At 68.5% G+C, this 17,394-nt stretch carries 14 protein-coding genes and 1 tRNA gene; 8 read left to right on the top strand and 7 right to left on the bottom strand.

All coding sequences use genetic code 11. The features are described 5' to 3' along the window. Nucleotides 1–5: 5 nt before the first annotated feature. Nucleotides 6–1,223, bottom strand: a complete 1,218-nt coding sequence (locus tag DA1_RS08770) for an MFS transporter (protein WP_034392108.1) — start codon at nt 1,221–1,223, stop codon at nt 6–8. 106 nt (nt 1,224–1,329) lie between these two features. Between DA1_RS08770 and DA1_RS08765 the strand changes: the two genes are divergently transcribed. The 4 genes from DA1_RS08765 (at nt 1,330) to DA1_RS08750 (ending at nt 6,492) form a co-directional block, all read left to right on the top strand. Then, a complete protein-coding gene (locus DA1_RS08765) occupies nt 1,330–2,286 on the top strand; it encodes a LysR family transcriptional regulator (RefSeq protein WP_013803067.1) in 957 nt (318 codons plus the stop codon). 120 nt (nt 2,287–2,406) lie between these two features. Then, nucleotides 2,407–2,955: an RNA polymerase sigma factor gene (locus DA1_RS08760; protein WP_013803066.1), complete on the top strand. Its 549-nt coding sequence runs from the start codon at nt 2,407–2,409 to the stop codon at nt 2,953–2,955. Further along, nucleotides 2,945–3,904, top strand: coding sequence for a FecR family protein (locus tag DA1_RS08755; protein ID WP_034392111.1), 960 nt, complete (start codon nt 2,945–2,947; stop codon nt 3,902–3,904). The genes DA1_RS08760 and DA1_RS08755 overlap by 11 nt, the downstream gene beginning before the upstream one ends. Nucleotides 3,905–4,113: 209 nt before the next feature. After that, nucleotides 4,114–6,492, top strand: a complete 2,379-nt coding sequence (locus DA1_RS08750; protein WP_034392112.1) for a TonB-dependent siderophore receptor — start codon at nt 4,114–4,116, stop codon at nt 6,490–6,492. Nucleotides 6,493–6,570: 78 nt separating this feature from the next. On the opposite strand, the gene DA1_RS08745 is transcribed toward DA1_RS08750, so the two are convergent. Beyond that, entirely contained in the window at nt 6,571–6,834 is a 264-nt protein-coding gene (locus tag DA1_RS08745; protein ID WP_034398349.1) for a hypothetical protein, read from the bottom strand. A gap of 206 nt (nt 6,835–7,040) precedes the next feature. On the opposite strand from DA1_RS08745, the gene DA1_RS08740 reads away from it, so the two are divergent. Further along, nucleotides 7,041–7,334, top strand: coding sequence for a DUF2789 domain-containing protein (locus tag DA1_RS08740; RefSeq protein ID WP_034392115.1), 294 nt, complete (start codon nt 7,041–7,043; stop codon nt 7,332–7,334). Nucleotides 7,335–7,420: 86 nt separating this feature from the next. Further along, nucleotides 7,421–9,361 (top strand): hybrid sensor histidine kinase/response regulator, encoded by a 1,941-nt coding sequence (locus DA1_RS08735; RefSeq protein WP_034392116.1) that lies wholly within the window; start codon nt 7,421–7,423, stop codon nt 9,359–9,361. 4 nt (nt 9,362–9,365) lie between these two features. Here DA1_RS08735 and DA1_RS08730 read toward each other — a convergent pair whose 3' ends face one another. The 3 genes from DA1_RS08730 to DA1_RS08725 form a co-directional block, all read right to left on the bottom strand. Beyond that, nucleotides 9,366–10,511 carry a GGDEF domain-containing protein gene (locus DA1_RS08730; RefSeq protein ID WP_034392117.1) on the bottom strand — a complete coding sequence of 382 codons (1,146 nt, stop codon included), beginning with the start codon at nt 10,509–10,511 and terminating at the stop codon, nt 9,366–9,368. Between the two features lie 186 nt (nt 10,512–10,697). Continuing rightward, the gene (locus tag DA1_RS31260; protein ID WP_013803059.1) at nt 10,698–10,820 is read right to left on the bottom strand and encodes a hypothetical protein; all 123 of its coding nucleotides are present in this window, start codon (nt 10,818–10,820) and stop codon (nt 10,698–10,700) included. A 108-nt stretch (nt 10,821–10,928) separates the two neighbouring features. Continuing rightward, nucleotides 10,929–12,878 carry a sigma-54-dependent Fis family transcriptional regulator gene (locus DA1_RS08725; protein ID WP_034392118.1) on the bottom strand — a complete coding sequence of 650 codons (1,950 nt, stop codon included), beginning with the start codon at nt 12,876–12,878 and terminating at the stop codon, nt 10,929–10,931. A 320-nt stretch (nt 12,879–13,198) separates the two neighbouring features. Between DA1_RS08725 and DA1_RS08720 the strand changes: the two genes are divergently transcribed. Both DA1_RS08720 and DA1_RS08715 read left to right on the top strand, forming a co-directional pair. Next, a complete protein-coding gene (locus DA1_RS08720) occupies nt 13,199–15,001 on the top strand; it encodes an NAD(P)/FAD-dependent oxidoreductase (RefSeq protein WP_034392119.1) in 1,803 nt (600 codons plus the stop codon). A 68-nt stretch (nt 15,002–15,069) separates the two neighbouring features. Then, the gene (locus DA1_RS08715; RefSeq protein WP_013803056.1) at nt 15,070–16,137 is read left to right on the top strand and encodes a 2,3-butanediol dehydrogenase; all 1,068 of its coding nucleotides are present in this window, start codon (nt 15,070–15,072) and stop codon (nt 16,135–16,137) included. 125 nt (nt 16,138–16,262) lie between these two features. On the opposite strand, the gene DA1_RS08710 is transcribed toward DA1_RS08715, so the two are convergent. Then, nucleotides 16,263–16,352: transfer RNA gene (locus DA1_RS08710), tRNA-Ser, on the bottom strand. A gap of 13 nt (nt 16,353–16,365) precedes the next feature. Then, nucleotides 16,366–17,337 carry a LysR substrate-binding domain-containing protein gene (locus tag DA1_RS08705; RefSeq protein WP_034392122.1) on the bottom strand — a complete coding sequence of 324 codons (972 nt, stop codon included), beginning with the start codon at nt 17,335–17,337 and terminating at the stop codon, nt 16,366–16,368. Nucleotides 17,338–17,394 lie beyond the last annotated feature (57 nt).

Here is a 17,394-nt window from a genome sequence, read left to right as displayed (position 1 = left end):
GAAGTTCAGCGGTTGCGGCCCGCCAGCCGTACGGCCAATGCCGCCGCCGAAGCCGCACAGGCCAGGGCCACCACGCCGCTCCAGCCCCATTGCGCCAGGGCCAGGGCGCCCAGCGCCGAGCCCGAGGCCATGCCGATGAACACGCCCGTGAACAGCAGCGCATTGAGCCGGCTGCGTGCAGCGGGGTCCAGGCCATACACCAGGGTCTGGTGCGCCACCAGCGTCGCCTGGATGCCGAAGTCGAAACCGATGGCGCTGGCCACCAGCAGCGGCAGCCGGGCCGCAGCCGGCAGCCAGGGCGACAGTGCCAGCACGGCAAACGACGCCAGGGCCAGGCCCGCACCCAGGCAGGTCACGCGCTGCGGGCCGCTGCGGTCGGCCAGCCGGCCTGCCAGCGGCGCGGCCAGCGCACCGGCGGCGCCCGCCAGGCCCAGGGCGCCGGCTGCGGCGCTACCCATGTGGAACTGCTGGTGCAGCATGACGGCCAGCGTGGACCAGAAGGCACTGAAGGCCACCGACAGCAGGCCCTGGGCCAGGGCCGCACGGCGCAGCGCGGGCTGGCTGCGCCACAGCTGCACCATGGAGCCCAGCAGCGCGCCATAGCCCAGTTGCGTGGTGGGCCTGAAACTGGGCAGCCCGCGCCACAGGGCCACCCCCAGCAGTGCCATGGCAGCTGCGGCCAGCAGGTAGACGCTGCGCCAGCCGCCATGCTCGGCCAGCAGCCCGCTGACCACGCGCGACAGCAAAATGCCCAGCAGCAGCCCCGTCATCACCGTGCCCACCACCTTGCCACGCTGGTGCTCGGGCGCCAGCGTGGCGGCGGCCGGCACCACATCCTGCGCCAGGGTGGCGGCCAGGCCCACGGCCAGGCTGGCGGCCAGCAGCGGCGCCAGGCCCGGGGCCAGCCCGCTGGCCAGCAGGGCCAGCATCAGCGCGGCGGTCTTGGCCAGGATGATGCGCCGGCGGTCCATACGGTCGCCCAGCGGGGCCAGCAGCAAAATGCCCAGCGCATAGCCCAGCTGGGTCAGCGTGGGCACAAAGCCCACGGCGCGCTCGCCCGCGCCCAGGTCGGGGCCGAGCACGCCCAGCATGGGCTGGCTGTAGTAGAGCGAGGCCACGCCCACGCCCGCCGTGGTCGCCATCAGCAGCACCAGCGACCGGGGCACGCCGGATGCCTTTTCGCTGGTGGCCGCTTGGTTATGCGTAGATTGAATGCAAGACATGTTGATCCGCCGATACGGCGTGTTTGAGAAACGATGGCCGTAGTGTGGTGCGATGCAGCAACCCACGGTAGTGGCTGCGTCCGCAGAATCGATATACGCTTGGCGTATGACCATCGCCGACCTCTCCCTGCCTTCGGGCGCAGACCGCATCGAACTGCTGCAGACCTTTGTGCGCATCGTCGAAAGCGGCAGCCTCTCGGCCGCCGCGCAGCAGATGTCCACCACCCAGCCCACGGTCAGCCGGCGTCTGCAGACGCTGGAGCGCGCGCTGGGCCTGCGCCTGCTGCGGCGCTCCACCCACGCCATGGCGCTGACCGACGACGGAGAGCGCTGCCTGGCCCATGCGCGCGAACTGCTCGATACATGGCGGGCGCTGGAGTCCGACCTGCGCGGCGCCCAGGACACGCCGCGCGGCCTGCTGCGCGTGGTCGCGCCCCACGCATTCGGCCAGGACCAGCTCATGGCGCCGCTGCTGCAGTTCCTGGGCCGCCATCCGGCCGTCAAGGTCGAGTGGCTGCTGCATGACCGCCAGCCGGACTTCATTGCCGAGGGCATCGACTGCGCCGTGCAGGTGGGCGCCGTGGTCGATCCATCGGTGGTCGCGCTGCGCGTGGCCGAGGTGCCGCGCATTGCCGTGGCCGCGCCTGCCTTGCTGGGGCAGGGCAGCGTGCCCCAGCACCCGCGCGAGCTGCAGGGGCTGCCCTGGATTGCGCTGCGCACCTTCTACCAGCGCGAGCTGGAACTGCACCGCGTGGGCGATGAGCGGGTGTGCAAATCCTGGCGCCTGCAGTTCGAGCCCCGGCTCAGCACCGACAGCCTTTATGCGCTGCGCAACGCCGCCCTGGGCGGGCTGGGTGCGGCCCTGGCCTCGGCCTGGATCGTGCGCGACGATCTGGAGGCGGGCCGCCTGGTGCACCTGGCCCCGGACTGGCAGGCCGCGCCGCTGCCCGTGCACCTGGTGTATCCGCCGGCGCGCCACCAGCCGGCGCGCCTGCGTGCCTTCATCGCGGCCATGCGGGAGGTCATGCCGGGACTCACGGGAATGCGCGCGCCGCTGCCCTGAGCCGTTCGCCCGCCGCTGTTGCGGCGGCGCGTCACCGCCCGGTTTGCCAACGGTAAGCATGGCAACTGCATAGGATAATAAGAATCATTTGCGATCTTCTTCGCGATTGGCTTTTCCTCCATGCCGTCCCCCTCCACGCTACAACCGCCCGCCGAGCCCCTGCTGGCCCAGCTGGTGCAGCACTATGACGAACTGGTCGGTTTCCTGCGCCACCGCTTCGGCGACGAATGCCAGCCCCGCGAAATCGTCAACGAGCTGTGCCTGCGGTTGATGGAGCGGCCCGTTCCCCAGGGCATTGCCAACCCGCTGGCCTTTCTGCGGCATCTGGCGCGTGACCTGGCCATAGACCGCCACCGGGCCCAGGCGCGCCGGCCCGAAACGCCCTTCGATGGCGCCGAGCTGGAAGAGCGCCTTGCCCCCGCCGCAGCCATGCCGCTGTCCCCGCCCGAGCTGGCCGTGGCCGCCGCCCAGCGCCAGCGCGCGCTGCTGGTGGCGATAGAGCAGCTGCCCCAGGCCAGCCGCGAGGCCTTCATCCTCACCAAGCTCTACGGCATGCCGCAGGAAGAGGCCGCACAGCGCATGGGCATCTCGCGCGGCATGGTGGCCCGCCATCTGGCGCGTGCGCTGCGCGATGTGCAGCCCGTGCTCACGGCCGACCATGCCGCCTGAGATCACGCGCAGCACAGGCGGCACGCGCAGCGCGCGCCAGGGTGCTTCTGCGCAGTCTTCGGGGCGCAGCGCCCATCTGCCCGTCGATGACGCCCTGGCCCCCTTTGCCGACATGCTGCGCCGGCACCTGCCCACGCCCGAGGAAATCGAGCAGGCCGCCGCCCAGCGCCAGAAGCTGCGCCAGCGCAGGGCGCTGCGCGCAGGCACGGCTGCGGCCCTGGCGGCGCTGGCGCTGCTGCTCTGGGCCGACCCCGCGCTGCAGCGCCAGACCCTGGCGACCGCCGTGGGCCAGCGCCAGAGCTGGCAACTGGCCGATGGCAGCGAGGTGCGGCTGAACACCGGCTCGCGCGTGCAAGTGGCGCAGCACCTGCGCTCGCGCCGCCTGGTGCTGGACCAGGGGGAGGCGTCCTTCGAGGTATCCCATGCCTTCTGGCACGGCTGGGTGCCCTGGCTGCAGCGGCCCTTCACCGTGCAGGCCGGCGGCGTGGTGGTGCAGGACATCGGCACCGTGTTCGGCGTGCACCGCCATGAGGATGGTGCCGACATCACCGTGCTGCAGGGCAGGGTGCGCGTGCATTCCATGGAGGGTGGCGGCGCACCCATGGAGCTGTCCACCGGCCAGCACCTGCGCACGCGCGCCGGCCGGCCGCTGCCGCAGTTCGTGCCGGCAGAGGCGGGCGACGGCGCCGCTGCCCTGGCCGCCCTGGCCTGGCGGGAGGGCCGCCTGGTGCTGGACGGCACGCCGCTGTCCGAGGCCGTGGCGCAGATGCAGCGCTACCGCAGCGCACCCATCGTGCTGGCCGACCGGCATGCGGCGCAGCTGCGCATCTCGGGGCAGTTCGACCTGGACCGCATCGACCAGCTGCTGGACCTGCTGCCCCGCCTTGCCCCCGTGCAGGTGCGGCATGAGGACGACGGCCGCGTGCTGATCTCCACGCGCCACAGGTAGGCACAGGTAGGCCGCCCGGCAGTTGTCCCTGCAGCCGCTGGCCTGATCCAGAAATTTTCCGTGGCCATGTGTACAAACCTGCGCGCTGCAGCGGCTTACAGGCAGACCGGCATCGCGCCCGGGGCCGAGCTGGCCCTGGAGGGGCTTGCCGCAAAAGCCGTATCCCCTATCCCGTATCCCGTACCCAACGCCTCAGGAGAGATGTCGCCATGAACCCTTCCCCTACCGTCGCCGGCCTGCCGCGCTTTCGCATCGCGGCCCTGGCCGCCGCACTGTGCATTGCCGGCCTGGCCCATGCCCAGCCCCTGGCCGTGGACCTGCCGGCCCAGCCGCTGGCCCAGTCGCTGAACGCGCTGGCGCGCCAAAGCGGCGCCCAGATCATCTTCCTCACCGATGTGGCCCAGGGCCTGCAGGCGCCCGCGCTGCGCGGCACGCTGGAAGTGCGCGAGGCCCTGCAGCGCCTGCTGGCCGGCAGCGGCCTGCAGGTGCGTGCGCAGGATGAGCGTACCTTCACCGTGGAGCGCAGCGGCGGCCCGGCTGCCAGCTCCGGCGCGGCAGGCGCCGTCATGGCAGAAGTGCGCGTGCTGGCCTCGCGCGCGGAGGACACTGCCTACTACGCCCCCTCGGCCGCCAGCGGCACCAAGACCGAGGCGTCGCTGCGCGACGTGCCCCAGACCATCAATGTGATCCCCCAGCAGGTCATGCGCGACCAGGCCGCCACCTCGCTGCAGGACACGCTGCGCAACGTGGCCGGCATCGGCCTGTCGCACGGCGACGGCCAGCGCGACCAGGTCAGCATCCGCGGCTTCACCAGCATCGGCGACCAGTTCGTGGATGGCTTCCGCGACGATGCGCTGTATTTCCGCGACCTCTCCAACATCGAGCGCGTGGAAGTCGTCAAGGGCCCGGCCGCCGTGCTCTATGGCCGGGGTTCCTCGGGCGGCCTGGTCAACCGCGTGACCAAGAAGCCGGGCGTCAATGTCTCCGACGTGGCCGTCAGCGTGGGAAGCTGGGCCGACAAGCGTGCCGAATTCGACGTAGGCCGCGCGCCCGAGGGCAGCGACTGGTCCTGGCGCGTCACCGGCGCCGCCGAAGACGCCAACAGCTACCGCAGCCAGCAGTTCCTCAAGCGCGAGACCATCGCCCCCTCCGTCATGTGGAAGCCGGACGGCAACACCTCGCTGACGCTGCAGGCCGAGCTGCTGCGCGACAAGCGCGTCACCGACTTCGGCATTCCCGCCTACCGCGGCCGCCCCGTGGATGTGGCGCCCGGCACCTACTACGGCTCGGCCAATGCGCGCGATGCGGACACCTCCGAATCCACCGTGGGCTCCTTCACCGCCACCTTCAACCACCGCTTCTCGGACACGCTGCGCGTGCGCAACGCGCTGCGCTACTACCACTACGAGCTGGACCGCCAGAACACCTTGCCGGCCGGCACCACCAACGAGGCGGCCGGCACCGTGGCGCTGACCCGCTCGGGCGTGGACCGCAACGAGCACGGCATCTTCAACCAGACCGAGCTGATCCAGAATTTCAGCACCGGCAGCGTGCAGCATGAAGTGCTCTACGGCCTGGAGCTGGGCCAGCAGAACAAGGATGCGCTGTCCTACAGCGGCGGCACCCTGGCCAACGTGAACCTCTGGAACCCCGTGCTGCCCGTGGCCCCGCTCAACGGCGGCGGCACCCTGAGCGGCAGCACGCTCAACCGCTACCTCACGCGGGCCCTGTACCTGCAGGACCAGGTCACGCTGTCGCCGCAGTGGAAGCTGCTGGTGGGCCTGCGCTATGACCGCTTCGGCCAGGAAACCGACAACCGCCTGGCCGGCCAGAGCGACTTCAGCCGCACGGACTCCACCTGGAGCCCGCGCGCCGGACTGGTGTGGCAGCCCGATGCCGTGCAGTCCTATTACCTGTCGGTCAGCCGCTCCTACCAGCCTTCGGCCGAGATGTTTGCGCTGTCGGCCACCAATGCCGCCATCAAGCCGGAAAGCACCACCAACTATGAAGTGGGCGGCAAATGGGACCTGATGGACGGCAAGGCCATGGCGACGGCATCGCTGTTCCAGCTGGAACGCACCGACATCAAGACCACCAACCCGGCCCAGCCCACCCAACTGATTCCCATCGGCACGCAGCGCACGCGCGGCCTGGAGCTGTCGCTGTCCGGCGAACTGCGCCCCGGCACCCAGGCCACCTTCAGCTACGCCTACCTGGATGCCGTGGTCACCGAATCCACCACCGTGGACGCCGGCCAGCCCGTGCAGGGCAAGCGCGCCACCATCACGCCCAGGAACTCCCTGTCTGTCTGGCTCACCCAGCGCCTGGGCGATGCCTGGACCGTGGGCGGCGGCCTCAACTACGTGGGCGACCGCTTTGCCAACCCCGGCAACACCGTCACGCTGCCTGCCTACACGGTGGTGGATGCCATGGCCCAGTACCGCATCGGCCGTGCCACCACGGTGCAGCTGAACCTGCGCAACCTGTTCGACCGCCGCTATATCGTCTCGGCCCACGGCACCAGCCCCAACCTGAACCTGCCCGGTGCGCCGCGCAATGTGATGGTGACGCTGCGGCACAGCTTCTGAGGCCGCGCCGGCAGCGCCGGCCTCTGCAAAAGACAAAGGCCCACGCAAGTGGGCCTTTGTCCATTTGGGCAGTGCCGTTTACTCGGTCGCCTTCTTCAGCGATTCCTTGGCGTTGTCTGCCGACTGCTTGGAGCGCTTCTTGTGGTAGTCCGACTTGACGTTGTTCACGGCCTTGCCGACCGGCCCGCTGTCCTTGGCCTTGGCGTCGGCCTGCTTTTCCTTCACCTTGTGGTCTGCGGCGTCGGCGGCCTCGGAGGCGGCCTTCCCCACCTGGGCGTGGGCGGTCGACAGGCCTGCGGCGAAGGCAAGGGAAATGGCGGTGGCAAGCAGCAGTTTTTTCATGGAATAGATGTCCTGTGATGAGGTGGCTGCATGGTGCGCCAGTGCGCTGGTGCTGCCTTGTAGGAGCAGGGCTGTGCTGTGCGCGGGCACTGCGGCCCAAGCGCAGAAGGGCTTCCGACGGTAGCTTGCTTCGGTGTCCGACATGGGGCAGCCGGCCGAGCTTCTAGCCTTGGACCAACCCCCGCCACACCCAAGAAGGACACACCATGATCACAGCCGAACCCACCATGACCAACCTCTTCGATCAGCTGGGACTGGACTCCAGCCCGGAGGGCATCCGTCAGTTCATTCTTTCGCACCGCCTGGAGAAAAACACGCTGCTGGTGGACGCTCCGTTCTGGACCGATGCGCAACGCGCCCTGTTCTCGCAGCAGTGGCATGCCGATGCGACCTGGGCGCTGGTGGTGGACCAGCTCAGCGAGGCCTTGCATTCCGAACCCGACCTGGGCGCCGTGCCTGCCCCGGTGGCTTCCGAGCACGAGCAGGAAGCGCGTCCCTGATCCTGTGATGCAACCGCTTGCGATGAATCCGTGCTGCTTACAATTTTCGCGGCGCATTCAACCCATTTGCCTACGGAGTCGCTCACATGCTGACCTCGAATGGTCTGGCGTCGGCCTCTCCAGGCTCCGACGCTCTCTTGCCCCTTGACCCGGGCCACGCCGTTCTGGATGCGTTTCCCGACGCCGTCTTTGTCGTTGGACTCGACGGCCGTCTGGCCCACTGCAACCGCCAGGCCCGCAGCCTGCTGGACCACTCCGGAGATGCGCTGGAGGGCAGCGTTTTCGAAGAGCGTTTCGTGGCCCAGGCTGCGCGTTCAGGCTGGGCAAGCCGCCAATGGGAGCCTGCCCAGGCCGCACAGCCCCGTCAGGCCAGCTGCTGGCCGCTGCTGACCTGTTCAGGGCGCGAGCGGCCCGTGGCTTCGAGCACATCGCGCATACGGCTGCTGGACGGCAGCCCGGCGTTGCTGCTGTGCGTGCGCGAGGCCGATGCGCACTCGCCTGCAGCGCCGCCGTCCGCGCCCCCGCCCCTGTCCAGCCCGCTTTCCAGCGCCGAGCGCAGCTTTGCCTTGCTGGTGCAAAGCGTGACCGACTATGCGATCTACATGCTCGACCCAGAAGGCCGCATCGTGAGCTGGAACCTGGGCGCCAAGCGCATCAAGGGCTATGAGGAGGAGGAGGTCCTCAACACCCATTTCTCGCGCTTTTACACGCCCGAAGACCAGCAGGCCGGGCTGCCGCAGGCGGGGCTGCGCACGGCGGTCAGCACGGGCCGCATGGAGGCCGAAGGCCTGCGCGTGCGCAAGGATGGCTCGCGCTTTTGGGCCTCGGTGGTCATCGATGCCATCTACGATGACGGCCGGCTGATCGGCTTTGCCAAGGTCACCCGCGATGTGACCGAGCGCAAGGCCGCCGAATCCCAGCTGCGCCAGGCCTTGAAGATGGAGGCCATCGGCCGCTTCACGGGCGGCGTGGCCCATGACTTCAACAACCTGCTGATGGCCGTGCTCAGCAGCCTGGAGCTGCTGCGCAAGCGCATGCCGCCCGACGAGCGGCTGCGCGCGCTGGTGGAGACCGCCACGCGCGGCGCCCAGCGTGGCGCCTCGCTGACCCAGCGCATGATGGCCTTTGCGCGGCAGCAGGAATTGAAGACGCAGGCGGTGGACGTGGCGGTGCTGCTGTCGGGCCTGCAAGATCTGCTGCAGCAGGCGGCCGGCCCGCATATCTTTCTCAAGATGGCCCTGGCCGCCAACCTGCCGCGCATCCTCACCGACCCCAGCCAGTTCGAGAGCAGCATGCTCAACCTTGTCGCCAACTCGCGCGATGCCATGCCGGGCGGCGGCGTCATCAAGATCGCGGCGGCCGTGGAAACGACGCTGCCGCGCCAGCTTGCAGGCCTTGCCGCAGGCTCTTATGTCTGCGTGCGCGTGAAGGATACCGGCGAGGGCATGGACGAGCAGACGCTGTCCCGCGTGGTCGAGCCCTTCTTCACCACCAAGGGCGTGGGCAAGGGCACCGGCCTGGGCCTGGCCATGGTGGACGGGCTGGTGGCCCAATCCGGCGGCAAGCTCGTGCTGCACAGCACACCGGGCAACGGCACCACGGTGGAGATGTGGATGCCCATCTCCAAGGACGAGAGCACGGCCTGCCACCTGGGCGCCCAGCGCACGCAGGACGTGGGACCCATGGACGTGCTGCTGGTGGACGACGACCCGCTGGTGCTGGCCAACGCCTCGGCCCTGCTGGAGGACCTGGGCCACCGTGTCACGGCCCTCGGCGCCGGGCAGGAGGCCATCGACCTGCTGGCGCGCCAGGCACGCTTTGACGTGGTCATCTCCGACTACGCCATGCCGGGCATGAACGGCGTCGAGCTGGCCGAACACATTGCGCAGCGGTATCCGGGCTTGAATTTCATCCTGGCCAGCGGCTTTGCAGACATCCCGGCGCTGCCGCCTGGAATGACGCGGCTGGCCAAGCCGTATTCGCAGGAGGATCTGAGCCAGTTGCTGCATCAGTTGGTGAGGGCGTGAGCCTTCAGCCGATATGAACCCGGTTGCGACCCTGCGCCTTGGCGGTGTACAGAGCCGCATCCGCCTGCGATATCAGTTCATCGACCGTGGTGTCGCCGGGCTGGATGGTGGTCACTCCGATGCTGACGGTGCAATGCGGCAAATCTGCGGACGCGGGCGATGCGTCCAGCGCGGCCCGCATGCGTTCTGCCAGGGTAAGGGCGCCCTCGGCATCGGTCTCGGGAAGCAGCACGATGAATTCCTCCCCGCCGTAACGCCCGAGCCGGTCCGCCGATCGCAGTTGCGATTGCATGAGTCTGACGAAATGGGACAGAACGCGGTCTCCCGTCAAATGCCCATGTCCGTCGTTGATGCGCTTGAAGTGGTCGATGTCGAGCATCAACAGCGAAAACGGCTTGCCATAGCGGTTCCATCGGGCCAGTTCGTCGGAGCAGGCCGCCAGTGTCGATCGACGCGTCTGCGCACCTGTCAGTGCGTCGTGAGTGGCCAGGTACTCGAACTCGGCGCGCACCCGTTCACCGGCCATCAGCAAGGCGCCGATGCTCACCAGCAGGACCGAGAAGCTGAAAGTGGCAATGTAGAGGGTCTGGACCGTGGACTGCGCAAACCTGTGGGTATCCGCCTGATCCAGCCAAAGCGTGGAAACGGCCCGGCCGATCAGCACCAGCGCCTGCGCCCACAGCACTGCGGCGGTGAAGCGGCTGGCGAATCCCTTGCCATGCTGCCCCAGCAGGCGTGCATGCTCGATGACGATGGTGGCCAGGCAACCGCTGAAAATCAGCACGCGCATGCGGTAGTCCGGGTAGACATGGGTGAGCAGGGCCAGCAGCACCAGGACCCCGGCAATCACCGCAGTCCATTTGCGTGCCGAAGAGGGGCGGCCCAGCGAACGCTCGCTTCCAAGCAAGAAGAGGGTGACGCCAGCCAGCAGCAGCCCGTTGCCGACAGAAGCCACCAGGGCGGTCGGCAGCACGCCGTCCAGGCCGTAGAAGAGGGTGGAGGCCGCGCACAGCAAGGGTGCCGCACCCCAAAGGCCCATGCCTCTTATCGATGGCGGGTAGGTCCGGCGCAGACCCAGGAGTACAACACCCATGACCATGCCGATCATTCCCGCCATGACGGCCAGGGAGCGAAGGTCAAGATGGGGCATTCAGCTCCTCTGGCTTGTGTGTGCGCCTGCGTGAGGGGCCTGGGGGTCTTGGGGCGCGCGGGCTGGGTAATCGGCGCCCCGCCCACGCTGGTCTGTTGCGATTCTAGTGTCGTGCGAACTGCCGTGATGCCGTGCACGGGTCAAGGCAACGGTGCCGCGCATGTCCGGCGCGGCGATCTGTCTGGCTCAGACACCTGCCTTCTCGAACAGCCGGCGCAATACCTGCATGGGCAGGAACCTGACCTTTCGCCGTTTCAGTTCCCGCCGGAACAGGCGCTCGCGTTCAATGAAGTTGATCTTGGGTTTCATCTTTTTTTGGGGCTGCAATGGACGAAACGCGCCAATCTACTGGTGAACGCCGTAGCTCCTGTAACACCGTGTCAGCGACGCTTCGGGATTGCCGGTTGCCGCTCGGCCCTATGGCCCGCGCCATTGGGCATGCCGCACGCCAAGCTGCAGCTGCTGGATGCGGCGGTGGATGGTGGAGCGGCTGACGCCGAGCTGGCGCGCCGCCTCGGAGACGTTGCCCTGGCATTGGGCAAGCAGTTGCTCCAGCGCCTGTGCGGCGGGCTCGCTGGTGTTGCTGGCCAGGGCGGCGGTGCAGGGCGGGTTGCCGTGCAGCGCGTCGGGCAGGTGGTCGGGTTCGATGCTGCCGTCGCCATCGTTCCCGCACAGGGCTGCGGCGTAGCGCAGCGCGTTGTGCAGCTCGCGCAGGTTGCCGGGCCAGGCGTGCGCGGTGAGCAGCGCGCGGGCCGCGTCGCCCAGGTGCAGATGGCTGCCCAGCGTGGCCAGCATCTGGTCGGCAATCGCCTGCAGGTCGCTGCGCTGGCGCAGCGCGGGCAGTTGCAGCTCGGCGGCATTGAGGCGGTAAAGCAGGTCTTCGCGGAAGCTGCCGCGCCGCACCAATTCGGCCAGCGGCCGGTGTGAGGCCGAGATGACGCGAACGGACACCGCCCGTGGCGCGCGGGCGCCCAGCGGGGTGATTTCGGATTCGGACAGGACACGCAGCAGCTTGGCTTGCAGGGCCAGTGGCATATCGCCGATCTCGTCGAGGAACAGCGTGCCTTCGTGCGCCGCGGCGATCAGGCCCTCGCGGCCCTTGCTGGCGCCGCCGGTCCAGGTGCCGGGCAGGTAGCCGAACAGCTCGCTTTCCAGCAGCGCCTCGGGAATGGCCGCGCAGTTGATGGCGACGAAGGCGCCGCTGCGGCCGCTGCTGGCATGCAGCGCGCGGGCCAGGTATTCCTTGCCTGCGCCGGTCTCCCCCTGCACCAGGATGGGCAGCGTTTGCGGCGCGAGCCGTGCGGCCTTGCGCAGCAGCGTCTGCAGCTTGGCATCGCCCGTGTCCAGCGCCTGCAGCGCTGCCGGCAGCGGGGGCTGCGCCGGCATTGCCTGCGCGCGCAGGCGGCGTGTCGGACGCTGCGGCTCCATGGCATGGGCGAAAAGGATGCTGCCGTCGCGGGCGCGGATGATGCGCTCCTGCGCCGGGCGATGGCGGCGCAGCTCGGGCAGGTGGCGCAGGTCCACATCGAAGAAGCGCTCCAGCGGCTGGCCGATGAGCTTGTGGCGCTGGCGCCAGTCCAGCTGCGCGGCGGCCACCAGCAGGCGGGCGCCCGCGTGGGTCATGGCGCGGATGCGGCCCCGTGCGTCCACGCTGATGGAGGCGTCAGGATCGACGTCCAGGAAATCGGGCGACTGCGCCAGGCGCACCACCCAGTCCTGGCCGGACTGGGCCATCAGGTTGGCCTGCTCCACGCGCCGCGCGGCGGCCACGACGAGGTTGAGCGCCAGGTTCTGGCTGGCCCGCTCGGCGGGTGAGCGCAGCAGCGACAGGTCCAGCACCGCAGCGAGTTCGCCGTGCATGTCGTAGATGGGCGCGGCCGTGCAGGACAGGCCGGTGTGGGTGAAGTCGAAATGGTCGCTCTGGTGCACGGTCAGCGCCTCGCCCGTTTCCAGGCAGGCGCCCACGGCCGAGGTGCCCGAGTGGTCCTCACGCCATTGCGCGCCCAGGTACAGGCCTGCGCGGCGCAGGTCGCCAGCGTCGGCCTCGTGCCCGAGGAAGTCCACGGCCACGCCGTGCCGGTCTGCCAGCAGCAGCACGTAGTCCAGGCCCTTGAGCTGCTGGTACAGCCGCTCCAGCGCATGGCGGGCGATGTGGATCAGCGGCTCGGATTCCTCGCGGTGCGCGCGCAGCTGGCCGTCGGTCACGATGTGGGCTTCGCTGGTATGCGCCGGGTCAAGCCGGTGGGAGTCGATGCAACGGCGCCAGCTGCGCAGCACGGCGCGGTCGCGCTCTTGGCCGCGGTTGGAGTAGCCCAGGCCGAAGGCTTCGATTTCCTGGATGTGCGAGGCGTAGGACTGCAGGGGCATGGCGTTGAGTCGATGCGGGCTTTGAACGTGCCGCAGACGATTCTGTGCCCCGCACCTGGCTACGCCAATGGAGATTTACCCACTGCTCCTGCTGCGCTGCAGCACGTCTTGTGCGACAGGTGTCGCAGGGCTGCCCCACCTGTCGCGGGCGGCAACTCCGGGCAGCGGGGTGCAAGGCGCAGGGTTTGTACCGGAGGCGCGCAGGCAACCCCTTGATTTGCCTGGCGCATCCTGCCGCCGGGCCTGCCTGGCATGGTGATTGCGTAAGAGCGCCTGCCCGAAGAAAAACCAGCGGGCATGACCGCATCAAGGAGACAACCATGACCGATACGACGCCCAACGCCCGCGCCAAGGCGCTGCTTGACCAACTCAACCATGCCCTGGGAGACCGCGACTTCGCGGCCGCCAGCCGCCTGTTCGCCGATGAATGCTATTGGCGCGACCTGGTGCTGCTGACCTGGAACATCAAGACCATGGAAGGGCGCAGCCAGATCGCCGACATGCTGGCTGCGCAGCTGGACGCCGCGGCGCCCGTGCGCTTTTCGCTGGACGAGCGTGAGGCGGTGGAGGAGGCCGATGGCGTGGTGTCCGCCTGGATCGTGATCGACACGCGCCATGCGCGCGGCGGCGGCCATGTCCGCATCAGGGACGGGCGCATCTGGACGCTGCTGACGGCCGCCCAGGAGCTCAAGGGCCATGAAGAACCCATGGGCACGCGCCGCCCGATGGGGGCCGAGCACGGCATCCGGCGTGGCCGCCAGACCTGGCTGGAGCGCCGCCAGCAGGAGGCCCAGGAGCTGGGCCGTGACAAGCAGCCTTTCGTGCTCGTCATCGGCGGCGGCCAGGGCGGCATTGCGCTGGGCGCGCGGCTGCGCCAGCTGGGGGTATCGCACATCGTCATCGACCGCCAGGCGCGCCCCGGCGACCAGTGGCGCAACCGCTATAAATCGCTGTGCCTGCACGACCCGGTCTGGTACGACCACCTGCCGTACATGCCTTTCCCGGACAACTGGCCCGTGTTCGCGCCCAAGGACAAGATCGGCGACTGGCTGGAGATGTACACCAAGGTGATGGAGGTCAACTACTGGCCCTCCACCGATTGCCTGAACGCCCGCTTCGATGAGGACAGACAGGAATGGGAAGTCACCGTGGAGCGCAATGGCGAGACGCAGGTGCTGCGTCCCAGGCATGTGGTGTTCGCCACCGGCATGTCGGGCAAGGCGAATGTGCCCAAGATCAAGGGGCAGGACGTCTTCAAGGGCGAGCAGCAGCACTCGTCCCAGCACCATGGACCGGACGCCTACGCCGGCAAGAAGGTGGTGGTGATCGGTGCCAACAATTCAGCGCATGACATCTGCGCGGCCCTGTGGGAGCACGGCGCCGATGTGACCATGGTGCAGCGCTCGTCCACGCACATCGTGCGCTCCGATTCGCTGATGGACATCGGCCTGGGCGACCTGTACTCGGAGCGCGCCGTGGCCAGCGGCGTGACGACCAGGAAGGCGGACCTGATCTTCGCCTCGCTGCCCTACCGCATCATGGCCGACTTCCAGGTGCCGGTGTACAACCGCATCCGCGAGCGCGACGCGGACTTCTACCGCAAGCTAGAGGCGACCGGCTTCATGCTGGACTTCGGTGATGACGACTCCGGCCTTTTCATGAAGTACCTGCGCCGCGCCTCGGGCTACTACATCGACGTGGGGGCCTGCGATCTGGTGATCGACGGCAGCATCAAGCTGCAGGCGGGCAAGCAGATCAGCCACCTGTCGGAAAACGCGGTGGTGCTGGCCGATGGCACCGAGCTGCCGGCCGACCTGGTGGTCTACGCGACCGGCTATGGCTCCATGAACGGCTGGGTGGCCGACCTGATCAGCCAGGAGGTGGCGGACAAGGTGGGCAAGGTCTGGGGCCTGGGCTCGGACACCACCAAGGACCCGGGACCGTGGGAGGGTGAGCAGCGCAACATGTGGAAGCCCACGCAGCAAGAGGCGCTGTGGTTCCACGGCGGCAACCTGCACCAGTCGCGCCACTATTCGCTGTACCTGGCGCTGCAGCTCAAGGCGCGACAGGAAGGCCTGCCAGTGCGTGTCTATGACCTGCAGCAAGTTCATCACCTGCGGTAAGGCCGAATAATCGCCATGGGGCGGCTGTGCCGCCCGCCAACCCAGCCTTGCAAACAGAAAGTTCAATCATGAAAGCAGCACGTTTCTACGACCGGGGCGACATCCGCATCGAAGACATCCCCGAACCCGTGGTGGAGCCCGGCACCGTGGGCATCGAGGTGGCCTGGTGCGGTATCTGCGGCACGGATTTGCATGAGTTCATGGAAGGGCCGATCTTCATTCCGCCCTGCGGCCATCCGCATCCCATCTCGGGCGAGTCCGCACCCATCACCATGGGGCACGAGTTCTCCGGCGTGGTGTACGCCGTGGGCGCGGGCGTCGACGATATCAAGGTCGGTCAGCACGTCGTGGTGGAGCCCTACATCGTGGCCGACGACGTGCCCACGGGGCCGGGCGACCACTACCACCTGTCCAAGGACATGAATTTCATCGGCCTGGGCGGGCGCGGCGGCGGGCTGTCCGAGCGGATTGCGGTCAAGCGCCGCTGGGTGCACCCGATCTCCAATGCCATTCCACTGGACCAGGCCGCGCTGATCGAGCCGCTGTCCGTGGGCCACCATGCCTATACCCGCAGCGGAGCGAAGGCGGGCGATGTGGCGCTGGTCGGCGGCGCAGGCCCCATCGGCCTGCTGCTGTCCGCCATCCTGAAGGCCAAGGGCCTGACGGTGGTCATCACCGAACTGAGCGCCAAGCGCAAGCAGAAGGCGCGCGAATCGGGCGTGGCCGATCACATCCTGGACCCCTCCGAAGTGGACGTGGTGGCCGAGGTGATGAAGCTCACCGGCGGCAAGGGCGTGGATGTGTCGTTCGAATGCTCCAGCGTGAACAAGGTGCTGGACACGCTGGTGGCCGTGACGAAGGCCACGGGCGTGGTGGTGATCGTGTCCATCTGGAGCCATCCGGCCACCATCAACGTGCACAGCGTGGTCATGAAGGAGCTGGACGTGCGCGGCACCATTGCCTACTGCAACGACCACCAGGAAACCATCAAGCTGGTCGAGGAGGGCAAGATCAACCTCGAGCCCTTCATCACCCAGCGCATCCAGCTCGATGACCTGGTGGCGCAGGGCTTTGACACGCTGATTCACAACAACGAATCGGCGGTGAAGATCATCGTGCAGCCACGGCTCAGGTAGCCCGGGCGGCAGGCCTGAATCGAACCCGCTGCGATCAGGAGCGGGCTCGCCTGATGCCTGCCGTGTGGTCACGCTGCGCAAAGAAAAAAGCCCTTGATTGAATCAATCAAGGGCTTAGATCATTTTGGCGGAGAGGGCGGGATTCGAACCCGCGGTGGGGATTAGCCCACACACGCTTTCCAGGCGTGCGACTTAAACCGCTCATCCACCTCTCCGAAGACCGCGATTCTAGCATCGATTTTTGGGGGTGGCGGCGAAGTTGCCTGCCTGCGTGATCGGCATGCCTTGGACGGCTGGCACTTGCGGCATGGCCCGCACCTGCGCCTGCAGCCACGTGCACAGGGTGTCGAGCCGGGCAGGCGCGGCGGTGCTGCGGCGCAGTGCTAGGTAGCGGTAGCCGGAGGCCCTGAAGCCGAAGGGCGCCAGCAGGCGGCCGGCCTGCACGTCGTCCATCACCAGGTGCCAGGGGGCGACGGCTGCACCCAGGCCGCGCAGCGCCGCTTCCAGCGTGAAGTAGTAGTGCTCGTAGACGGGGCCGGCTGCTGCGGGCGGGGCCATGTCCATGGAGGCGGCCCACAGGTCCCAGGCATCGCGCCGGCCGCGCGTGTGCAGCAAGGGGAGGCTGGCCAGGTCCTGGGGCCGCGCGACAGGCCCGGCCATTGCGGGGGACATCACGGGGCCCAGGTATTCGTCGAAAAGCGGCAGGGCCAACTCGTCGTCTGCAATGGCCTGGCCGCTGTTGCCGCTGCTGTCGGTGGGGATGGCCGTGATGAGCAGGTCGCAGCCTTCGCGTGCAGCGTCGGTGCCGGTGTCCGTGGTGCGCAGGCGCACCTCGATGCCGGGATGGTGCGCGTGGAAGTCGAACAGCCGGGGGATCAGCCATTTGACGGTGAAGGTGCTGAAGCAGGCCACGTCCAGCGGGCCTTCGTGGGCGTCGCCCAGGCTGCGCACCGCCTCCTGGATCTGCTGGAAGGCCTGGGTGAGCGCGGGCTGCAGGGTGCGCGCCGCTGCGGTGAGCGTGGGGCGGGCCTTGGTGCCCGCGAACAGCGCCAGGCCCAGGTGCTGCTCCAGCTGCCGTACCTGGCGGCTGACGGCGCCGGGCGAGACGCACAGCTCGTCTGCCGCCGCCGTCATGCGGCCCAGGCGTGCGGCAGCTTCAAAGGCGCGCAGGGCGGCCAGCGGGGGCAGGTGGCGGGTCATGGGTCGGGTCATGAGTCGTGTCACGGGGCGGGTGGAGGCTATGTGAGTTTCAGGTAC

It is taken from the genome of Delftia acidovorans NBRC 14950, assembly GCF_001598795.1.
Lineage (GTDB): Bacteria > Pseudomonadota > Gammaproteobacteria > Burkholderiales > Burkholderiaceae_C > Comamonas > Comamonas acidovorans.
Note: the sequence above shows the minus strand (reverse complement) of the source record. Positions and strands in the feature narration are given on the sequence as shown.

Bases quoted from the DNA above. Each gene is read 5' to 3' on its own strand.
- DA1_RS08720 (WP_034392119.1), top strand. From the start codon at position 13,199: ATGACCGATACGACGCCCAACGCCCGCGCCAAGGCGCTGCTTGACCAA.
- DA1_RS08745 (WP_034398349.1), bottom strand. From the start codon at position 6,834: ATGAAAAAACTGCTGCTTGCCACCGCCATTTCCCTTGCCTTCGCCGCA.
- DA1_RS31260 (WP_013803059.1), bottom strand. From the start codon at position 10,820: ATGAAACCCAAGATCAACTTCATTGAACGCGAGCGCCTGTTCCGGCGG.
- DA1_RS08760 (WP_013803066.1), top strand. From the start codon at position 2,407: ATGCCGTCCCCCTCCACGCTACAACCGCCCGCCGAGCCCCTGCTGGCC.
- DA1_RS08705 (WP_034392122.1), bottom strand. From the start codon at position 17,337: ATGACCCGCCACCTGCCCCCGCTGGCCGCCCTGCGCGCCTTTGAAGCT.
- DA1_RS08740 (WP_034392115.1), top strand. From the start codon at position 7,041: ATGATCACAGCCGAACCCACCATGACCAACCTCTTCGATCAGCTGGGA.
- DA1_RS08735 (WP_034392116.1), top strand. From the start codon at position 7,421: ATGCTGACCTCGAATGGTCTGGCGTCGGCCTCTCCAGGCTCCGACGCT.
- DA1_RS08755 (WP_034392111.1), top strand. From the start codon at position 2,945: ATGCCGCCTGAGATCACGCGCAGCACAGGCGGCACGCGCAGCGCGCGC.
- DA1_RS08770 (WP_034392108.1), bottom strand. From the start codon at position 1,223: ATGTCTTGCATTCAATCTACGCATAACCAAGCGGCCACCAGCGAAAAG.
- DA1_RS08725 (WP_034392118.1), bottom strand. From the start codon at position 12,878: ATGCCCCTGCAGTCCTACGCCTCGCACATCCAGGAAATCGAAGCCTTC.
- DA1_RS08765 (WP_013803067.1), top strand. From the start codon at position 1,330: ATGACCATCGCCGACCTCTCCCTGCCTTCGGGCGCAGACCGCATCGAA.
- DA1_RS08730 (WP_034392117.1), bottom strand. From the start codon at position 10,511: ATGCCCCATCTTGACCTTCGCTCCCTGGCCGTCATGGCGGGAATGATC.
- DA1_RS08750 (WP_034392112.1), top strand. From the start codon at position 4,114: ATGAACCCTTCCCCTACCGTCGCCGGCCTGCCGCGCTTTCGCATCGCG.
- DA1_RS08715 (WP_013803056.1), top strand. From the start codon at position 15,070: ATGAAAGCAGCACGTTTCTACGACCGGGGCGACATCCGCATCGAAGAC.